This window comes from Serratia marcescens subsp. marcescens ATCC 13880 (genome assembly GCF_017299535.1).
Taxonomy (GTDB): Bacteria; Pseudomonadota; Gammaproteobacteria; order Enterobacterales; family Enterobacteriaceae; genus Serratia; species Serratia marcescens.
On sequence record NZ_CP071238.1, the window covers coordinates 4640775 to 4659223 of the forward strand.

General features: G+C 60.3%; 13 protein-coding genes and 1 riboswitch. Of the genes, 8 read left to right on the forward strand and 5 right to left on the reverse strand.

Annotated elements, in window-relative coordinates; all coding sequences use genetic code 11:
* Positions 1 to 60: 60 nt before the first annotated feature.
* Genes J0F90_RS22205 through J0F90_RS24845 form a run of 3 tightly spaced genes read right to left on the reverse strand, consistent with a single transcriptional unit; the run spans position 61 to position 3456 of the window.
* The gene (locus tag J0F90_RS22205) at positions 61 to 1350 is read right to left on the reverse strand and encodes a maltoporin (protein WP_028127550.1); all 1290 of its coding nucleotides are present in this window, start codon (positions 1348 to 1350) and stop codon (positions 61 to 63) included.
* 32 nt (positions 1351 to 1382) lie between these two features.
* Positions 1383 to 2492: a maltose/maltodextrin ABC transporter ATP-binding protein MalK gene (gene malK, locus J0F90_RS22210; RefSeq protein WP_033639259.1), complete on the reverse strand. Its 1110-nt coding sequence runs from the start codon at positions 2490 to 2492 to the stop codon at positions 1383 to 1385.
* The gene (locus J0F90_RS24845) at positions 2485 to 3456 is read right to left on the reverse strand and encodes an alpha-amylase family glycosyl hydrolase (RefSeq protein WP_033641343.1); all 972 of its coding nucleotides are present in this window, start codon (positions 3454 to 3456) and stop codon (positions 2485 to 2487) included. Before J0F90_RS24845 ends, malK begins: the two co-directional genes overlap by 8 nt.
* Positions 3457 to 3814: 358 nt before the next feature.
* Here J0F90_RS24845 and malE point away from each other — a divergent pair, with 358 nt between their 5' ends.
* The 3 genes from malE to malG are packed head-to-tail and all read left to right on the forward strand — an operon-like array spanning position 3815 to position 7545.
* On the forward strand, positions 3815 to 5008 hold the full coding sequence (gene malE, locus J0F90_RS22220) for a maltose/maltodextrin ABC transporter substrate-binding protein MalE (RefSeq protein ID WP_016930286.1): 1194 nt from the start codon (positions 3815 to 3817) through the stop codon (positions 5006 to 5008).
* 57 nt (positions 5009 to 5065) lie between these two features.
* Positions 5066 to 6643, forward strand: a complete 1578-nt coding sequence (malF, locus tag J0F90_RS22225) for a maltose ABC transporter permease MalF (RefSeq protein WP_016930287.1) — start codon at positions 5066 to 5068, stop codon at positions 6641 to 6643.
* 11 nt (positions 6644 to 6654) lie between these two features.
* A complete protein-coding gene (malG, locus tag J0F90_RS22230; RefSeq protein ID WP_004936696.1) occupies positions 6655 to 7545 on the forward strand; it encodes a maltose ABC transporter permease MalG in 891 nt (296 codons plus the stop codon).
* Positions 7546 to 7752: 207 nt separating this feature from the next.
* Here malG and psiE read toward each other — a convergent pair whose 3' ends face one another.
* On the reverse strand, positions 7753 to 8160 hold the full coding sequence (psiE, locus tag J0F90_RS22235; protein WP_015379238.1) for a phosphate-starvation-inducible protein PsiE: 408 nt from the start codon (positions 8158 to 8160) through the stop codon (positions 7753 to 7755).
* Between the two features lie 225 nt (positions 8161 to 8385).
* On the opposite strand from psiE, the gene J0F90_RS22240 reads away from it, so the two are divergent.
* Complete coding sequence (locus J0F90_RS22240) at positions 8386 to 9819, forward strand: capsule assembly Wzi family protein (RefSeq protein WP_016930288.1); 1434 nt, start codon at positions 8386 to 8388, stop codon at positions 9817 to 9819.
* Positions 9820 to 9880: 61 nt separating this feature from the next.
* Here J0F90_RS22240 and pgi read toward each other — a convergent pair whose 3' ends face one another.
* Positions 9881 to 11527 (reverse strand): glucose-6-phosphate isomerase, encoded by a 1647-nt coding sequence (gene pgi, locus J0F90_RS22245; RefSeq protein ID WP_033639258.1) that lies wholly within the window; start codon positions 11525 to 11527, stop codon positions 9881 to 9883.
* 229 nt (positions 11528 to 11756) lie between these two features.
* Between pgi and J0F90_RS22250 the strand changes: the two genes are divergently transcribed.
* From J0F90_RS22250 to J0F90_RS22265, 4 genes are all read left to right on the forward strand, one after another.
* Positions 11757 to 13565: a cation:proton antiporter gene (locus tag J0F90_RS22250; RefSeq protein WP_028128300.1), complete on the forward strand. Its 1809-nt coding sequence runs from the start codon at positions 11757 to 11759 to the stop codon at positions 13563 to 13565.
* Between the two features lie 52 nt (positions 13566 to 13617).
* Positions 13618 to 13811, forward strand: a riboswitch (Lysine riboswitch).
* Between the two features lie 107 nt (positions 13812 to 13918).
* A complete protein-coding gene (lysC, locus tag J0F90_RS22255) occupies positions 13919 to 15286 on the forward strand; it encodes a lysine-sensitive aspartokinase 3 (protein ID WP_028128299.1) in 1368 nt (455 codons plus the stop codon).
* A 144-nt stretch (positions 15287 to 15430) separates the two neighbouring features.
* Complete coding sequence (panS, locus tag J0F90_RS22260; RefSeq protein ID WP_033639257.1) at positions 15431 to 16348, forward strand: ketopantoate/pantoate/pantothenate transporter PanS; 918 nt, start codon at positions 15431 to 15433, stop codon at positions 16346 to 16348.
* A 385-nt stretch (positions 16349 to 16733) separates the two neighbouring features.
* Entirely contained in the window at positions 16734 to 18413 is a 1680-nt protein-coding gene (locus J0F90_RS22265; RefSeq protein WP_016930293.1) for a ShlB/FhaC/HecB family hemolysin secretion/activation protein, read from the forward strand.
* Positions 18414 to 18449 lie beyond the last annotated feature (36 nt).

Below are 18449 nucleotides of genomic sequence, written 5' to 3' on the forward strand. Positions count from 1 at the left end.
AGAGATCCGGCCGCGGCGAATGCGGTTGGGGGAGGGCCTGCGGCCCTCCCCGTCCTGTCGTTACCACCAAATTTCCATCTGGGCGCCGAAGGTGACTTCGTCATCCTTGCCGCGGCTGAAGGTATGCATGCTGGTGTCGTTGTAAGCGGTGCCGGCGTTATACCCGGTGTCATCGCCGGTGGCGTAGCCCCACTTCTCATCCCACTTGGCGTAGGTGGCGAACAGGCGGATGGCCGGACGCGACCAGATGCTGTTGCCCGCCTGCCATTGCTGCGCCAGGGTCACTTTATACTGGCCGTTGCGATCGCCGGTGCGTTGGGACTTGACGTTGTCATAGCCGGCTTCCAGCAAGGTGCTCATGATCGGCGTCCATTTGTACATCGGGCGCACGCCCACGGTGTACCAGGTGGTGCCGTTGTTGTTGTCGCGGTCGATGTCCTGGAACATGGCGACATACATCAGCGCCCATTGATCGTTGAAGTCGATGGCGCCGTGATCCAGCACGCGGATCATCTTGCCGTTGTTATCGATGGTGGCGCCTTCGTTGCGGCCGTTGTTCTGCGAGGTCATCGAGTCGGTCGCGTACTGCAGCACGAACTTGTTGTAACCGTTCAGGATGCTCTGCGTGTGTTCCGCGGTGAACATCCAACCGTCTTTGCTGGCGCCGTCGGCCAGGCGGTAGTTATCCTGCGCATTGGCGCGGCCGTAGTCCACGCCCAGCTCCAGGGTGCCGCCCGGGTTCAACTCCAGGCCGGCCAGACGCAGGTCGAAAGTGTCGTTGACGGTCGGACGCTGTTTCCATTCGTTATCCAGATAGCCGTAAGAGCCGCCGGATTCGGAGTTGCGGGTCACGGCGGCGGACAGCTTGCCGAAGCCCAGATCGATGTTTTCCAGACCGGCGCCCGGGCCGGAGATATCCCAGTAGTAGAAGTCGATCATGTGAACGTCATGACGCTGATAGAAACGCTTACCGGCCCACAGCGTGGAGCCCGGCAGCCACTCGATCAGGTTTTTACCCTGCACGTTCACTTCGCGGAAGCCCGGCGTCACGTCTTCCCAGTCGGAACGCTGCGAGACCGAATAGGCCAGGTTAGTGTCGAAATAGAAGCTCTTGTCGCCTTCTTTCCACACTTCCTGCCCCAGTTTCAGTTCGGCGTAGGTTTCGCATTCGTTGCCGAGACGGTATTTGCTCGCGGCGCCGGTGGCCTTGAAGCACTGTTGCTCACCGCCGCTGCCGGTCCAGCCGATGCCGGAACGGGCGTAACCGTGGAAATCCACGGCCAGCGCCTGAGTAGAGAGAACACCGGCGGCGACAGCCAGTGCCAGAGGAAGTTTGCGCAGAGTAGTCATCATTATTCTCCTGTTATACCGACTTTGATGCTTTAAACGCCCGGCTCCTGGTGCAGCCGTTTACATGCCGTACCGTCTTCACGGAACAGATGGCAGCGGTGAGGCGGCAGGCCGATGGCGAATGTGGCACCTTCTTCTACCAGCACCACGTCGTTCTGGCGGTACACCAGGTTTTGACGGATGGCCGGGATTTGGATGTGGATTTGCGTCTCGTTGCCGAGCTGCTCCACCACCTGTACGTCGCCGGTAAGCCGCACTTCAGAGGCTTCGCCGGGCAGCAGATGTTCGGGGCGAATGCCCAGTGACAGGTTGGCGCCGGGCTGAACGCCCGCGCCTTCCACCGGCAGCCAGACCAGTTGGCGGTTGGGCAGTTCGACCTGCACCTGTCGCGGCTCCGCCGCGGTGACCTTGACCGGCAGGAAGTTCATCTTCGGCGAGCCGATGAACCCGGCGACGAAGCGGTTGGCCGGGTAGTGGTACAGTTCCAGCGGCTTGCCGACCTGCGCCACGCGACCGGCGTCGAGCACCACGATCTTGTCGGCCAGCGTCATCGCTTCGACCTGATCGTGAGTGACGTAAATCATGGTGCGCTGCAGGCGCTTGTGCAGACGGGAGATCTCGATGCGCATCTGCACCCGCAGCGCGGCATCGAGGTTGGACAGCGGTTCGTCGAGCAGGAATACGTCCGGCTCGGCCACCAGCGTGCGGCCGATCGCCACCCGCTGACGCTGCCCGCCGGACAGCGCCTTCGGCCGCCGATCGAGCAGGTGCGCCAGCTGCAGCACCTCGGAGACCTGGTTCACCCGTTGATTGATTTCCGCTTTCCTGGCGCCGGCCAGCTTCAGGCCGAACGACATGTTGTCCGCCACCGACAGGTGCGGATACAGCGCGTAGGACTGGAACACCATGCCGATGCCGCGCTCGGAAGGCGGCACCTCATTCATACGTTTCTCGCCGATCAGCAGGTCGCCGGAGGTGATGTCCTCCAGCCCGGCGATCATGCGCAGCAGCGTCGATTTGCCGCAGCCCGACGGCCCGACAAACACCACAAACTCGCCGTCTTCGATAGTCAGATTGACGTCTTTGGAAATCACGGCCTCACCGAAGGCCTTATAAACGCTGCGCAGTGTCACGCTAGCCATGCGTTACTCCCCTGCTTTCGCAGTTAACATGTCGTGTGAAAATGGCGGAGGCAAAGCCCGCCAAAACCCATTGATGACCCTCTTGCTGCGCGCCGTGCTGCCATGCCAACGGCAAGGTCGCCTCAGACGGCGCGGCCGCCTGAGTATAAGGCTGCAGGTTTATCAGCGCTTCAAGGCATTGATCCTGATGGGTAATAAGTAAGCGCACCACGCCGTCCCGCTGGCTGACCGCGTTCAGCTCGCCGCGCTGGATGAGCGGCGAACGGCGCAGGGCCAACAGCGCCTGGCAGTAACGTAAGGTGGAGTGGCTGTCGTGCTGTTGGCGGCTGATGGCCAATGCGCGGTGTTCGATCGCCACCTGCTGATACCAGCTGATCTCCCCGGCGGTGACCTGTTCGGGGGCTTCATGCCACGGCATCGGCGTTCGCGCGCCGCGCGGATCCTGCAGGCCGGCGGCATGCGGCAGCCCCAGCTCTTCGCCCTGATACAGGCAGATCGGCGCCGGCAACATCGCCAACAGCGTCAAAAAGGCGGCGGCGGAACGCAGGTCGCCTTGCCCCCAGCGGCTGACCACTCTTGGCTGATCGGCGTCCCCGGTGCTCCACAGGCTATCCGTCAACGTGGCGCGGCGGGCGTGCAACACCGCCGCCAGCTTCTCCGCGCTGAACGGCATCACGTCCAGCGCCAGCGCGCCGTGGGCGAACCGCTGCGGCGCGACGGCATTGCGAACGCGGTTGGCTTCATCGCCGTACCACAGCGTCAGCCCTTCGCCCGTCACCGTCGCCTCGGCCTCCGGCGCCAGCGTCTGCGGCAGCAGCAGGCCGTCGATCGACAGCGCTTTCAGGTACGGCAGCGCCGCCAGCATGCCGTGTGCGTCGCCCACGCCGTCCCCGTTTCCGTCACGGAAACTGGCCGGATGGATCCGGTACAGGGTGGGCTGAGTGGCGATAGGCATTGACGACATAAATCCGGTATCCCTGCTGCGCGTGGCGTTAAAAATCGATGGGCCGATAGTGCGGGAGTCACCGGAAAGGGTAATCATCCGTAACAGGATTTTTCATGGGGGAGGAGGCGGGAGGATGAGAGAACGACCGCGGCGATGAGAAGTTCCGCGCTTAAGGCAAATCTGTGATCCGGCTGGCAAAAATCGCCCCCCTATTTTGTGCCTGACGCCACAGAATAGAGCACAACGTTAACTGGATCACACTCCTCATCTTAGGGGCGTAGAGGGGGGGAGGATGAGAATATGTCGCGTTGTGACCCACTATTACCGCGAAACGTCTCTCCTTGATTTATGTGCCCACAAAAAGAAGGACTGGATTATGACTCGCAGCATTACCCTCGCCCGCACGCTGGCGCTCTCGGCACTGGCCACCCTGGTGCTCTCTTCTTCCGCCTTCGCCAAGATTGAGGAAGGCAAACTGGTTATCTGGATCAACGGCGACAAGGGCTATAACGGCCTGGCGGAAGTCGGCAAGAAATTCGAAAAAGACACCGGCATCAAGGTTACCGTCGAGCACCCGGACAAACTGGAAGAAAAATACCCGCAGGTGGCCGCCACCGGCGACGGTCCTGACATCATTTTCTGGGCCCACGACCGCTTCGGCGGCTATGCGCAGTCCGGCCTGTTGGCCGAAATCCACCCGTCCAAAGCCTTCCAGGACAAGCTGTTCCCGTTCACCTGGGACGCCGTGCGCTATGACGGCAAGCTGATCGGCTACCCGATCGCCGTCGAAGCGCTGTCGCTGATTTACAACAAGGACCTGGTCAAACAGCCGCCGAAGACCTGGGAAGAGATCCCGGCGCTGGACAAACAGCTGCGCGCCGGCGGCAAGAGCGCCATCATGTGGAACCTGCAGGAACCCTACTTCACCTGGCCTATCATCGCCGCCGACGGCGGTTATGCCTTCAAGTATGAAAACGGCAAATACAACATCAAGGATGTCGGCGTCGCCAACGCCGGTTCGCAGGCCGGCCTGCAGTTCATCGTCGATCTGGTGAAAAACAAACACATCAACGCCGATACCGACTACTCGATCGCCGAAGCCGCGTTCAACAAAGGCCAGACCGCGATGACCATCAACGGGCCGTGGGCCTGGAACAACATCGAGCAGAGCAAAATCAACTACGGCGTGACGCTGCTGCCGACCTTCAAAGGCAAGCCGTCCAAACCGTTCGTCGGCGTGCTGACCGCCGGCATCAACGCCGCCAGCCCGAATAAAGAGCTGGCGACCGAGTTCCTCGAGAACTACCTGCTGACCAACGAAGGGCTGGCGGACGTCAACAAAGACAAACCGCTGGGCGCGGTGGCGCTGAAGTCCTATCAGGAAGCGCTGGCCAAAGATCCGAAGATCGCCGCCACCATGCAGAACTCGCAAAACGGGGAAATCATGCCGAACATCCCGCAGATGAGCGCCTTCTGGTACGCCGAACGCAGCGCGGTGATCAACGCCGTCAGCGGCCGTCAGACGGTGAAAGCCGCGCTGGACGACGTACAGACCCGTATCACCAAGTAACGACGCCGTGCGGGGCGCCGTGGCGCCCCGCCGTTGCTTCACAGAAAGGAACGCCCTATGCAATTCGCTCACGCCGGGACGCCCGCGCGTAAAAAATCGAAGTGGTGGCAAAGCGACGCGCTGAAATGGCTGGTGGTCGGCCTGTTCAGCCTGGTGACCTGCTACCTGATTGTGTTGATGTATGCACAGGGTGAATACCTGTTCGCCATCCTGACGCTGATCCTGGTCAGCGCCGGGCTTTACGTCTTCGCCAACCGCCGCGCCTACGCCTGGCGCTATGTGTATCCCGGCATCGCCGGCATGGGGCTGTTCGTCCTGTTCCCGCTGATCTGCACCATCGCCATCGCCTTTACCAACTACAGCAGCACCAACCAGCTGACCTTTGAGCGCGCGCAATCGGTGCTGATGCAACGCCAGTTCCAGAGCGGCAAAACCTTCACTTTCGGCCTCTACCCGGCGGAAAATCAGCAGTGGCGTCTGCAGCTGACGCCACCGGACAGTGAACAGCCGCTGCTCTCCGAGCCTTTCCGCCTCGACGCCGCGGCGCCGCAAACCCTGACATTGACCACACAGAGCGCCGCGCCGCAGGGCGAGCGCGCCACGCTGCGGGTGATCACCCAGAACCGACAGGCGCTGAGCCAGCTGGTGGCGCAACTGCCCGACGGCGGTGAATTGCGCATGAGTTCACTGCGCCAGTTCTCCGGCACCCGTCCGCTGTATGCGCTGGACAAAGACGGCAGTACGCTGACCAATAACCAGACCCAGGTGCGCTACCGGCCGAACGGCGACATCGGCTTCTATCAGGCGATCAACGCCGACGGCGGCTGGGCGCAGGAAACCCTGAGCCCGGGCTATACCGTCACCACCGGCTGGAAAAACTTCCTGCGGGTGCTGCAGGACGAGGGCATCAAGAAACCGTTCGTATCGATCTTCATCTGGACCATCGTGTTCTCGGTGATGACGGTGATCCTCACCGTGGCGGTCGGCATGGTGCTGGCCTGCGTGGTGCAGTGGGAGGCGCTGAAAGGCAAGGCGATCTACCGCGTGCTGCTGATCCTGCCCTATGCGGTGCCGTCGTTCATCTCGATCCTGATCTTCAAAGGGTTGTTCAACCAGAGCTTCGGCGAAATCAACATGATGCTCAGCCATCTGTTCGGCATCAAACCCGCCTGGTTCAGCGATCCGCTCACCGCCAAGAGCATGATCCTGATCGTCAACACCTGGCTCGGCTACCCGTACATGATGATCCTGTGCATGGGGCTGCTGAAAGCGATCCCGGACGATCTGTACGAGGCCTCGGCGATGGACGGCGCCAACCCGTGGCAAAACTTCTTCCGCATCACCTTACCGCTGCTGATCAAGCCGCTGACGCCGCTGATGATCGCCAGCTTCGCCTTCAACTTTAACAACTTCGTGCTGATCCAGCTGCTGACCAACGGCGGCCCGGACATGATCGGCACCACTACGCCGGCCGGCTATACCGATCTGCTGGTCAGCTACACCTACCGCATCGCCTTCGAAGGCGGCGGCGGACAAGACTTCGGCCTGGCGGCCGCCATCGCCACGCTGATCTTCCTGCTGGTGGGCGCGCTGGCGATCCTGAATTTGAAAGCCAGCAAGATGAACTTTGATTAGGGAGAATAACGATGGCCATGGTTCAACCCAAATCCCAGCGCCTGCGCCTGTGGATCACCCATATCTTGATGCTGTGCTTTATCGCCCTGATCATGTTTCCGCTGCTGATGGTGGTCGCCATCTCGCTGCGCTCCGGCAACTTCGCCACCGGCAGCCTGATACCGGAAACCCTCTCTTGGGATCACTGGCGGCTGGCGCTTGGCTTCAGCGTCACCCACGCCGACGGCAGCGTGACGCCGCCGCCGTTCCCGGTGCTGCTGTGGCTGTGGAACTCCATCAAGATCGCGGCGATCACCGCCATCGGCATCGTGACGCTGTCCACCACCTGCGCCTACGCCTTCGCCCGCATGCGTTTTCGCGGCAAGAGCACGTTGCTGAAAAGCATGCTGATCTTCCAGATGTTCCCGGCGGTGCTGTCGCTGGTGGCGCTGTACGCCCTGTTCGATCGCCTGGGCCAGTACATTCCGTTTATCGGCCTGAACACCCACGGCGGCGTGATTTTCGCCTACATGGGCGGCATCGCGCTGCACGTCTGGACCATCAAGGGCTATTTCGAAACCATCGACAATTCGCTGGAAGAAGCGGCGGCGCTGGATGGCGCCACGCCGTGGCAAGCGTTCCGTCTGGTGCTGTTGCCGCTGTCGGTGCCGATTCTGGCGGTGGTATTCATTCTGTCATTTATCGCCGCCATCACCGAAGTGCCGGTGGCGTCGCTGCTGCTGCGCGATGTGAACAGCTACACGCTGGCGGTGGGGATGCAGCAATATCTCAACCCGCAGAACTACCTGTGGGGCGACTTCGCCGCCGCCGCGGTGCTGTCGGCGATACCGATTACCGCCGTGTTCCTGCTGGCGCAGCGCTGGCTGGTGGGCGGCCTGACGGCCGGCGGCGTGAAGGGGTAATTTGTGCCACTGCAGTGCGTTTGATGTTTTTCCTTATCTTTTACCCTATGGATTTCAAGTTACAGCTAGGCGACCAGCTCGCTAAGCCCAGGCGCTTACTTCAGTAAGCAACTGGGGTTAGCGATGCAGTCAACAACGCTGTCGCTTGAAAGACGACGGGTAATGATATCCTGTGTCTTTGGCGGCCTTTGGCCGCCATTTTTATCGCTACTCCCGTTTCAGCCGATCGGTATTGGCCAGGTAGAGCGTCACCACCAGCACCAATATCGCCGCGGCGTAGATCAGGGTATCGATGGGGTTTTTGTGGTCCACGATAATCAAACGAATAATCGCGGTAATGCCAATGTAAATAAAATAGCGCAGCGGGAAATGATACCCCGACTCAAAATACTTGACGATCAAAGCGATAAATTCAAAGTACAGGAAATAAATCACGATGCCTTCAATCAACAGGTAAGAGGACGACTCTTCGCTGTTGATAAATAACACCTTCGCCAGATGGATGGTTTCCTTGACCAGAAACACCACCAGAATTGCCGCCAGCAGCAACAAGCCCACGTTCAGCACTCGCTGCAGCCCTTTCGCTATCATGATCGAACGCGACGTTTTTGCCATAAAACCTCTCTCTGAATACCGCTTATATGATTCAACCCTGCCAATATAGGCATTGTCCTAAAAATTCCGTCCCAGGTGAAAGCACTTTAAACCCCATTTAATTCATCACGTTATAATAAGATGTTTCTGCCTTATAGATTTGTAGCAAATCGAAATGTCAACTATCATGGGTCACAGAGATCTTTACATAAAACCAATAACCTCGAATTAACAAGGGAATTCTTTATGCGCGCTAAACTTAACGGACTGGTCGCTGCGGGCCTGTTTACCTGTGCATTGTCCGGCCACGCCGCCGGCCTGGTAGCCCCTGACAACGATCTGCGTAACGATCTCGCCTGGTTGTCTGACCGCGGCGTCATCAACGTCAGCCTGTCCACCTGGCCGCTGAGTCAGGAAGAGATCAGTTCCGTTATCGCGCAGGCCAAGCCGGTGACCAACACCGAGAAAAACGTCATCGACCGCGTACAGCGCCGTGTCGATGCTCTGAAAGCCAACATCCGCGTCAGCGGTTACGCGTCGACCGATAAACCCGGCACCCCGCAGGGCTTCGGCCAAAACGAGTACGCCGACGATCGCCTGACCATCGGCGCCGGCGCCAACGGCGAGTTCTGGGACGTGCGTCTGCAGGGCTCGGTGGAAGGCGATCAGCGCGTCAGCGACGGTTCCAAATTCAACATGAACGGCTCCTACGGCGCAGTGAAAATCTGGAACCAATGGCTCTCCTTCGGCGAGGTTTCCCAGTGGTGGGGGCCGGGTTACGACGGCAGCCTGATCCGCTCCGACGCCGCGCGCCCGGTGGCCGGCTTTATGCTGCAGCGCGCCGACCAATCGCCGTTTGAAACCCCGTGGCTGTCGTGGATCGGCCGCTGGCAATACCAGCTGTCCGCCGGCCAGCTGTCGCAATACGCAGCCGTACCGGACACCAAGCTGATCGGCGGCCGCCTGACCATGATGCCGACCGACTTTCTGGAGCTGGGCGCTTCACGCGTCATGATGTGGGGTGGTGATGGCCGTCCGCACTCCTGGAGTTCCTTCTGGGATGGCGTAACCGGCAACGATAACACCGGCGATCCGAAAAACGATCCGGGCAACCAGTTGGGCGGTTTTGACTTCAAACTCAAGCTGCAGCCGCTCATCGGCATGCCGGTCAGCTTTTATGGCCAGATCACCGGTGAAGATGAAGCAGGCATGTTGCCTTCGCATAACGCTTACATGCTGGGGCTTGAAGGCCATCCGGAATGGGGCCCGACCACGATCAACTGGCATATCGAAGGTTCTGATACCCGCTCTAACGGCAACGCCAACAACGTAATGTACAACCACTACATCTATCGGGGCGGTTACTACCAGCAAGGTTATCCGCTGGGCCACGCGATGGGCGGCGACGGCCAGATGCTGTCCGGGCGCGTGGAAATGGTGCTGGACGATGGCCAACGTTGGAGCACCCGTCTGGTGTACGCCAAGGTGAACCCGAACAACCAAACCATCAACCGGGCGTTCCCGCGTTCCGATACGCTGAAAGGCATTCAGCTCGGCTGGGGTTACAGCTTCGATTCTCAGGTTAAGTTCGATACCAGCCTGTGGTACACCGACAGCGATCACAGCACCGCCGATGACGTGGGTGCAGGCATCAGCTTCGAAGTGCCAATCAATCTGTAACTTTCGCAGACGTAAAAAAACCCGCCGCGGCGGGTTTTTTTATTGGCTTCAGCTCAGGCGCTTAGCGCCATTCCTTGAAGCGGTTGATCAGCGCATTGGTCGAGCTGTCGTGGCTGCTGATTTTCTCGCTGCCCGCCAGCTCCGGCAGGATGCGGTTAGCCAGCTGTTTGCCCAGCTCCACGCCCCACTGATCGAAGGTGAAGATGTTCAGGATCGCGCCCTGGGTGAAGATCTTGTGCTCATACAGCGCGATCAGGCTGCCCAGACTGAACGGGGTGATTTCGCGCAGCAGGATCGAGTTGGTCGGCCGGTTGCCTTCAAACACCTTGAACGGCGCCACGTGCTTGACCTGCTCAGGAGTTTTGCCCTGCGCCGCGAACTCGGCTTCCACCACTTCCAGCGACTTGCCGAACGCCAGCGCTTCGGTCTGAGCGAAGAAGTTGGACAGCAGTTTGGCGTGATGATCGCCCAGCGGGTTATGGCTGATGGCCGGCGCGATGAAATCGCACGGCACCAGCTTGGTGCCCTGGTGGATCAACTGATAGAACGCATGCTGGCCGTTGGTGCCCGGCTCGCCCCAAATGATGGGACCGGTCTGGTAATCCACCGGGTTGCCGTTGCGATCGACGTACTTGCCGTTGGATTCCATGTTGCCCTGCTGGAAGTAAGCGGCAAAACGGTGCATGTACTGATCGTACGGCAGAATGGCTTCGGTTTCGGCGCCAAAGAAGTTGTTGTACCAAATACCGATCAGCGCCAGCAACACCGGCAGGTTTTTCTCCGCCGGCGTTTCGGCGAAGTGCTTGTCCATGGCGTGCGCGCCGCTCAGCAGCTGCTCGAAGTTGTCATAACCGATGGACAGCGCAATCGACAAACCGATCGCCGACCACAGGGAGTAGCGGCCGCCGACCCAGTCCCAGAATTCGAACATGTTGTCGGTATCGATGCCGAACTCGGCCACCGCTTTGCCGTTGGTGGACAGCGCGGCGAAGTGCTTGGCCACGTGCTGTTGATCGGCGGCGCTGCTCAGGAACCAGTCGCGCGCGCTGTGGGCGTTGGTCATGGTTTCCTGAGTGGTGAAGGTTTTGGAGGCCACCAGGAACAGCGTGGTTTCCGGATTCAGCGGCTGCAGCGTTTCGGCGATGTGGGTGCCGTCGACGTTGGAGACGAAGTGCATGTTCAGGTGGTTTTTATAAGGGCGCAGCGCTTCGGTCACCATGTAAGGGCCGAGATCCGAACCGCCGATGCCGATGTTCACCACGTCGGTGATCGGCTTGCCGGTGTAGCCTTTCCACTCGCCGCCGATGACGCGCGCGCAGAACTGTTTGATCTTGGCCAATACCGCGTTCACTTCCGGCATCACGTCTTTGCCGTCGACCAGGATCGGGCTGTTGCTGCGGTTGCGCAGGGCAATATGCAGCACCGCGCGATCTTCGGTGCGGTTGATTTTCTCACCGGCGAACATCGATTTGATGGCGCCTTGCAGATCGGTTTCTTTCGCCAGCGCCTGCAGCTTCTCCAGGGTTTCCTGCGTGATGCGGTTCTTGGAATAGTCCACCAACATTTGGTCGTTGAAGGTCGCGGAGAACCTGGAGAAACGATCGCTGTCCTGGGCGAACAGGTCGGCGATCCGTACGTCTTTCATCTGTGCATAATGTTGCTGCAGGGCTTGCCAAGCAGCGGTTTGACTAGGATTGATATTTTTCATAGCAACACTCTTAGGCTTGAGAATAAAAATGACGCGTTTGTCCGATTGTAGCCTGTTCGACTGTGATTATGATCTCTTTTCTTGCGATAGGCGCTAACTGTCAACGCATTGCCGCCTCGTTTCAGCTTTCACTCTATACTTTTGGCTAACGGCCTGTTATCGGGGTTGCCGAATTGTCATCAGGCTGTGTCATCGTCGCTTATTTCGTCATTTGAAAGGGATCTCGCTTATGGAATTATCCGCCCCGCTCATGTTGGTGCTTATCGGTCTGGCGTCGCTGCTGGCGCAGTGGCTGGCCTGGTTGCTGCGCCTGCCGGCCATTTTGCCGCTGCTGCTGTTCGGCATCGTGCTCGGCCCGACGGTGCATCTGGTGCAGCCGGATCTGCTGTTCGGCGATCTGCTGTTTCCGCTGGTGTCGCTGTCGGTGGCGATCATCCTGTTCGAGGGGGCGCTGACGCTGCGCTTCGAGGAGATACGCGGCCTCGGCGGCGTGGTGCGCAACCTGGTCACCGTCGGCATGCTGGTCACCTTTCTGGTCATCAGCCTCGCCAGCTGGTGGCTGCTGGATTTCCCGCCGGAGCTGGCGGCGCTGATCGGCGCGGTGACGGTAGTGACCGGGCCGACGGTGATCGCCCCGCTGATGCGCGTGGTGCGGCCGAACGCCAACATTAACCAGGTGTTGCGTTGGGAAGGGATCGTCATCGATCCGGTCGGCGCCATCTTCACCCTGCTGGTGTTCGAGTTTATCGTGCTGAAGCAGAATGCGGAGTCCTATACCCACCTGTTTTGGACGCTGGGCGTGACCGCCGCCGTCGGCCTGATCGCCGGCGCGCTGTTCGGCTACCTGCTCGGCCTGGCGCTGCGCCGCGTCTGGCTGCCGCGCTATCTGCAGAACCTGGCGGTGCTGGCGATCATGCTGACCGCCTTCGGCGTTTCCAACGCCATCGCCGACGAATCCGGCCTGCTGACCGTCACGGTGATGGGCATCTGGCTGGCCAACATGCGCGACGTGGACACCAGCGATATTCTGGCGTTCAAAGAGGAGCTGTCGGCGATCCTGATCTCGGCGCTGTTCATCATTCTGGCGGCGCGGCTCGACATCCAGGCGCTGTGGCACATGGGCTGGCCGCTGCTCCTGCTGCTGCTGGCGGTGCAGTTCATCGCCCGGCCGCTGTGCATCGCGGTGTCGACCTGGCGCTCTTCCCTGCACTGGCGCGATCGGCTGCTGCTGTGCTGGATCGCCCCGCGCGGCATCGTCGCCGCGGCGGTCAGCTCGCTGTTCGCGCTGACGCTGCAGCGCAGCGGCTATCAGGGCGCCGACCGGCTGGTGACCGTGGTGTTCGCCATCATCATCGGCACCGTGGTGTTGCAAAGCCTGACCAGCGGCATGATGGCGCGCTGGCTGCGGGTGCAGCAGCAGAAACCGCGCGGCGTGCTGATCGTCGGCGCCAACAGCGTGGCGCGCATGCTGGCGCAGGCGCTGATCAAGCTGAACGTGCCGGTGATCGTCACCGACAGCAGTTGGGAATACTACCGTCAGGCGCGCATGGACGGCATTCCGGCCTACTATGGCCACGCCTACTCCGAACACGCCGAGAACTACCTCGATCTGAGCAATATCGCCCAGGTACTGGCGCTGTCGCCCAATCGCCACCAAAACGCGCTGGCGGTCTACCACTTCGGCCATCTCTTCGGCGAAGATCACGTGTTCGCCATCCGTTCGGGGGCGCCGCTGAAAGGGCGCGGCGCCAGCGCGGAAAGTTCGCGTTTCCGCCGGCATGAAATTTTATTTAATCAGGAAGCCACCTACGGCCGCCTGAGCAGCCTGCTCGCCAGAGGGGCCACCATCAAAGCGACCAAATTGAACGAAAATTTCGGTTGGCTGGAGTATTTGGAGAAACATCAGGGCGTTATTCCGCTATTCAGCCAAAAGGAAGACGGTTCTCTGCAACCGATTGGCGCCGGTTCCACGCCCGCGATGCCCTGTACGCTTATCGCGCTGGTGCAAGATGAAAATCCCTCACCGTCTGTACGTTGACAGAATGGCGATAACCGGCTATTCCTAACAGCCTACTTGCGCACCCGGTGCGCAAGCCAGAAGAGGCGCGTCGCCCAGGTAGAGTGTCAGAGGAGCCGTTTCTCCGTTGACGGCACCCGAGGGGGAGCGACGCCGAGGTACGATAATGGCCGGCCATTATCGTATCGACTACAGGGGCTGAATCCCCTGGGTTGTCACCAGGGGATCGCCACAGGGCGATCGACAAGGTGGGGCGCTTCTGGGTGTATCGTAGCCTGACCTCTACGCCTGCCCCCTGTTTACCGCTCTCCCCTTGTGCCAAGGCTATGGAATTACAGTGCCCCAAACGGGCATCCCTGACACGAGGTTTCTAGATGAACCAAGCAGCACCCCAGAATTCCACCGTGGTAGCCAAGTTCGGCGGCACCAGCGTCGCCGACTTTGAAGCCATGAACCGCAGCGCCGACGTCGTGCTGGCCAATCCGCAGGTCCGCCTGGTGGTGTTGTCCGCCTCGGCGGGCGTCACCAACCTGTTGGTCGCCCTGGCCGAAGGTTGCGAGGCCGACAAACGCAACTACCAGCTTGATGAAATTCGTCGCATCCAGTACGCCATCCTCGATCGCCTCGCGGCGCCTGCGGTGATCCGCGACGAGATAGACCGCCTGCTGGAAAACATTGCCATGCTGTCAGAGGCCGCGTCGCTGGCCACCTCGACGGCGTTGACCGACGAACTGGTCAGCCATGGGGAGCTGATGTCCACCCTGCTGTTCGTTGAAATCCTGCGCGCCCGCAACGTGCAGGCCGAATGGTTCGACGTGCGCAAAGTGATGCGCACCGACGATCACTTCGGCCGCGCCGTACCGGACAGCGCCGCGCTCAGCGAACTGGCCCGGTCGCAGTTGCAGCCGCGCCTGCAGGAAGCGCTGGTAGTCACCCAGGGCTTTATCGGCAGCGAGCCGAAAGGCCGCACTACCACGCTCGGCCGCGGCGGCAGCGACTATACCGCCGCGCTGCTCGGCGAGGCGCTCGGCGTCGGCCGGGTGGATATCTGGACCGACGTGCCGGGCATCTACACCACCGATCCGCGCGTGGTGCCGGCGGCCAAGCGCATCGACAAAATCGGTTTCGAAGAGGCGGCGGAAATGGCCACCTTCGGCGCTAAAGTGCTGCATCCGGCCACCCTGTTGCCGGCGGTGCGCAGCGATATTCCGGTGTTCGTCGGCTCCAGCAAGGATCCGGCGGCCGGCGGCACGCTGGTGTGCAACACCACCGAGAACCCGCCGCTGTTCCGCGCGCTGGCGCTGCGCCGCAAGCAAACGCTGCTGACGCTGCACAGCCTGAACATGCTGCACGCGCGCGGTTTCCTGGCCGAGGTGTTCAACATCCTGGCGCGCCATAATGTCTCCGTCGATCTGATCACCACTTCGGAAGTCAGCATCGCGCTGACCATGGACACCACCGGCGCCACCTCCGTCGGCGGCAGCCTGCTGACCACCTCACTGCTGACCGAACTGTCGTCGCTGTGCCGGGTGGAAGTGGAAGAAAACCTGGCGCTGGTGGCGATCATCGGCAACCAGCTGTCGCGCGCCTGCGGCGTGGGCAAAGAGGTGTTCGGCGTGCTCGATCCGTTCAATATCCGCCTGATCTGCTACGGCGCCAGCAGCTATAACCTGTGCTTCCTGGTGCCGGGCGAAGAAGCCGAGCAGGTGGTGCGAACCCTGCATCACAACCTGTTCGAATAAGTCATTATCCCTGATTGCGGGCGCAGCATGCTGCGCCCCTGCGTCTAAAAAATCCGTTCAAAACCTGCAGGGGTTCAGCATGTTGAGCCCGCAATAAAAACACAACCACACCCGCCGTTCTCAATCTGGCTAAGGAAAACCTGCATGCTGGCACTGCTCACGCGCTTATTCCCCCTCTGGGCGATACTGCTGTCCGTCGCCGCTTATTACACGCCGACCACCTTTACCGGTATCGGCCCCTACGTCAGCCCGCTGCTGATGCTGATCATGTTCGCCATGGGCGTCACGCTGCGGCTCGACGACTTCAAACGCGTGCTGGCGCGCCCCGGCCCGGTGGCGGCAGGCATCTTCCTGCATTATCTGATCATGCCGCTGGCGGCCTGGCTCCTGGCGATGCTGTTCCGCATGCCGCCGGATCTGTCCGCCGGCATGGTGCTGGTGGGCAGCGTGGCCAGCGGCACCGCGTCCAACGTGATGATCTATCTGGCCAAGGGTGACGTGGCGCTGTCGGTGACCATCTCGGCGGTCTCAACGCTGGTGGGGGTGTTCGCCACGCCGCTGCTGACCCGTCTGTACGTCGACGCCAAGATCAGCGTCGATATCATGGGCATGTTGTTGAGCATTCTGCAGATCGTGGTGATCCCGATCGGGTTGGGCCTGATCGTCCACCATACCCTGACCAAGGCAGTGAAACGCATCGAGCCACTGCTGCCGGCGCTGTCGATGGCGTGCATTCTGGCGATCATCAGCGCGGTGGTGGCGGGCAGCCAAAGCCATATCGCCTCGGTCGGTCTGGTGGTGATCGTCGCGGTGATCCTGCACAACGGCATCGGTCTGCTGAGCGGCTATTGGGGCGGCAAGTTGTTCGGCTTCGACGAGTCCACCTGCCGCACGCTGGCGATCGAAGTCGGCATGCAGAACTCCGGGTTGGCGGCCACGCTGGGCAAAATCTACTTCTCGCCGCTGGCCGCGCTGCCGGGCGCGCTGTTCTCGGTCTGGCACAACCTCTCCGGTTCGCTGCTGGCGGGTTATTGGTCCGGCCGCCCTATCAAGAAAAAATAAACCGCCTGCAGGGACGCAAACAATTGCGTCCCTTTTCTTCTCTGCGAAATTTCGTATTTCCCACTGGTCGGATTGTCATAATTTCCCCCATACCCTATCATCCGTGAAAAATAAAAACTCAGATTCTTCCTATCCATGCCGATAATGTTGGCAAGAGGAAGAGACGCTCCACTTTTTTTAATTAATTAAGTCACCAGGGTTGCCCGCCATAAAAGAAGCAGCCTAATTATTATTTAGATATATACCCACCGTCTTATTTGCTGCGGCAAATCAAGATATCTCGCAATGTGCATGTCGCTCATTATTTCGGGCCGGCCGTCGGCCGCCCGTGGTTAACCTCATGGATTGGGCTGGCTGCCCCGGCGGCCTCTCATAATGGATTACAATGATAAAAAAAATCACCGCCTTGACGCTGTTGGTCAGCACGGCCCTTTCCGCTGAAACCCTGCCGGACTCCCACATGATGCAGGATATGTCGATGGGGGAGTCGCGCCGCGCGCTGCAAGACAGCACGCGTGAAGTCAACCAGTTGATTGAGCAACGCCGCTACCAGCAGCTGAAACAACAGCGCCTGCTGGCGGAACCGGAACCGGCCGCGCCCGCCCTGCCGCAGTCCGCGCAGTGCCTGCCGATCGCCGGCGTTTATCTGCAGGGTGTCACCCTGCTCTCGCCGGCCGATTTATCGGCCCTGAGCGCGCTGCCGGAACAGTGCATCAGCAGCAACGATATCAATCGCCTGACCCGTGAATTAACGCGCCTTTATGTGCAAAAAGGCTATATCACCGCGCGCGTGCAAATTGTTCGCCCTAATTCACAAGGAGAATTGGGGTTAAGCGTGACCGAAGGATTTATCGAGAAAATAGAAGGCGGCGATCGCTGGGTCAACAGCCGTTTATTATTTCCGGGGCTGGAAGGCAAGCCGTTGAAATTAACCGAGCTTGATCAGGGATTGGATCAGGCCAACCGTTTGCAATCGAATACCACCAAGCTGGATATATTGCCCGGCCGCCAGGTTGGCGGTTCGGTTATTCGTTTGCGCAATCAGCATGCCAAGCCCTGGCTGATTACCGCCGGCACGGATAATTACGGCCAAAAAAGCACCGGCCGGTGGCTGGCGCGCGCCACCGCCACGTTGGACAGCCCGTTCGGCCTGTCGGACTTTGTCAGCCTGAACGCCAATAGCACACTGGAAAATCCGGCTCACCGCTATAATCGCGCCTATACCCTGCTCTATTCGCTGCCGTACGGCGCGTTCACCTTCAGCGGGTTCGCCAGCTTCTCGTCCTATGAAAACCACCAGCAGTTGCCGCACAACGTGGTCAAACTGCACGGCCAGACCCAACAGTACGGGCTGCGCAGCGACTACGTGTTTTATCGCGATCACGATCAGATAGACAGCCTGAGCGGCCAGCTGACCTACAAGCGCATCGATAACTACTTCGAAAGCGTGCGCCTTGAGGTCAGCAGCCCAACGCTGACCCTGGCCGAACTGAGCGCCAGCCACCTGCAAATTCTGCCCAATGGCGTGTTCAGCGCCAACCTCAGCGTCGAGCAGGGGATGCCGTGGCTGGGGGCCGGCCGCCACCCGAGTTCGGTGCACCTCGACAGCCAGTTCACCAAGGGCAAGCTGTTCGCCAACCTCAGCCAGCGCCTCAGGCTGGGCGACGCCACCTATCAGCTCAACAACCTGTTCTACGGCCAGTACAGCCGCGATCCGCTGCCCGGCGTGGAGTGGCTGAGCCTCACCGATCGCAGCGCCGTACGCGGCTTCAGCCGCAGCACCCAGTCCGGGGACAACGGCTGGTATCTGCAGAATACGCTGTCGCGCAGTTTCAATCTGGGCGCCACCACGCTGACGCCGCGCCTCGGCGCCGACGTCGGCCGCATTCTGCCGCGTCAGGACAACTCTGGCTGGCGCAGCAGCGCCGGTATAAGCACCGGCGCCACATTGCGTTATCAGCGAGCGCTGGTCGATCTGGAGGTCAGCCGCGGCTGGATTTTGTCCAACCACGCTACGCCGGAAGATCCCGTTCAGGTGTTGGCCCGCTTTTCTTACACCTTTTAATCAACAGTTTTGCAGGACCCCACGGCAATATACGGA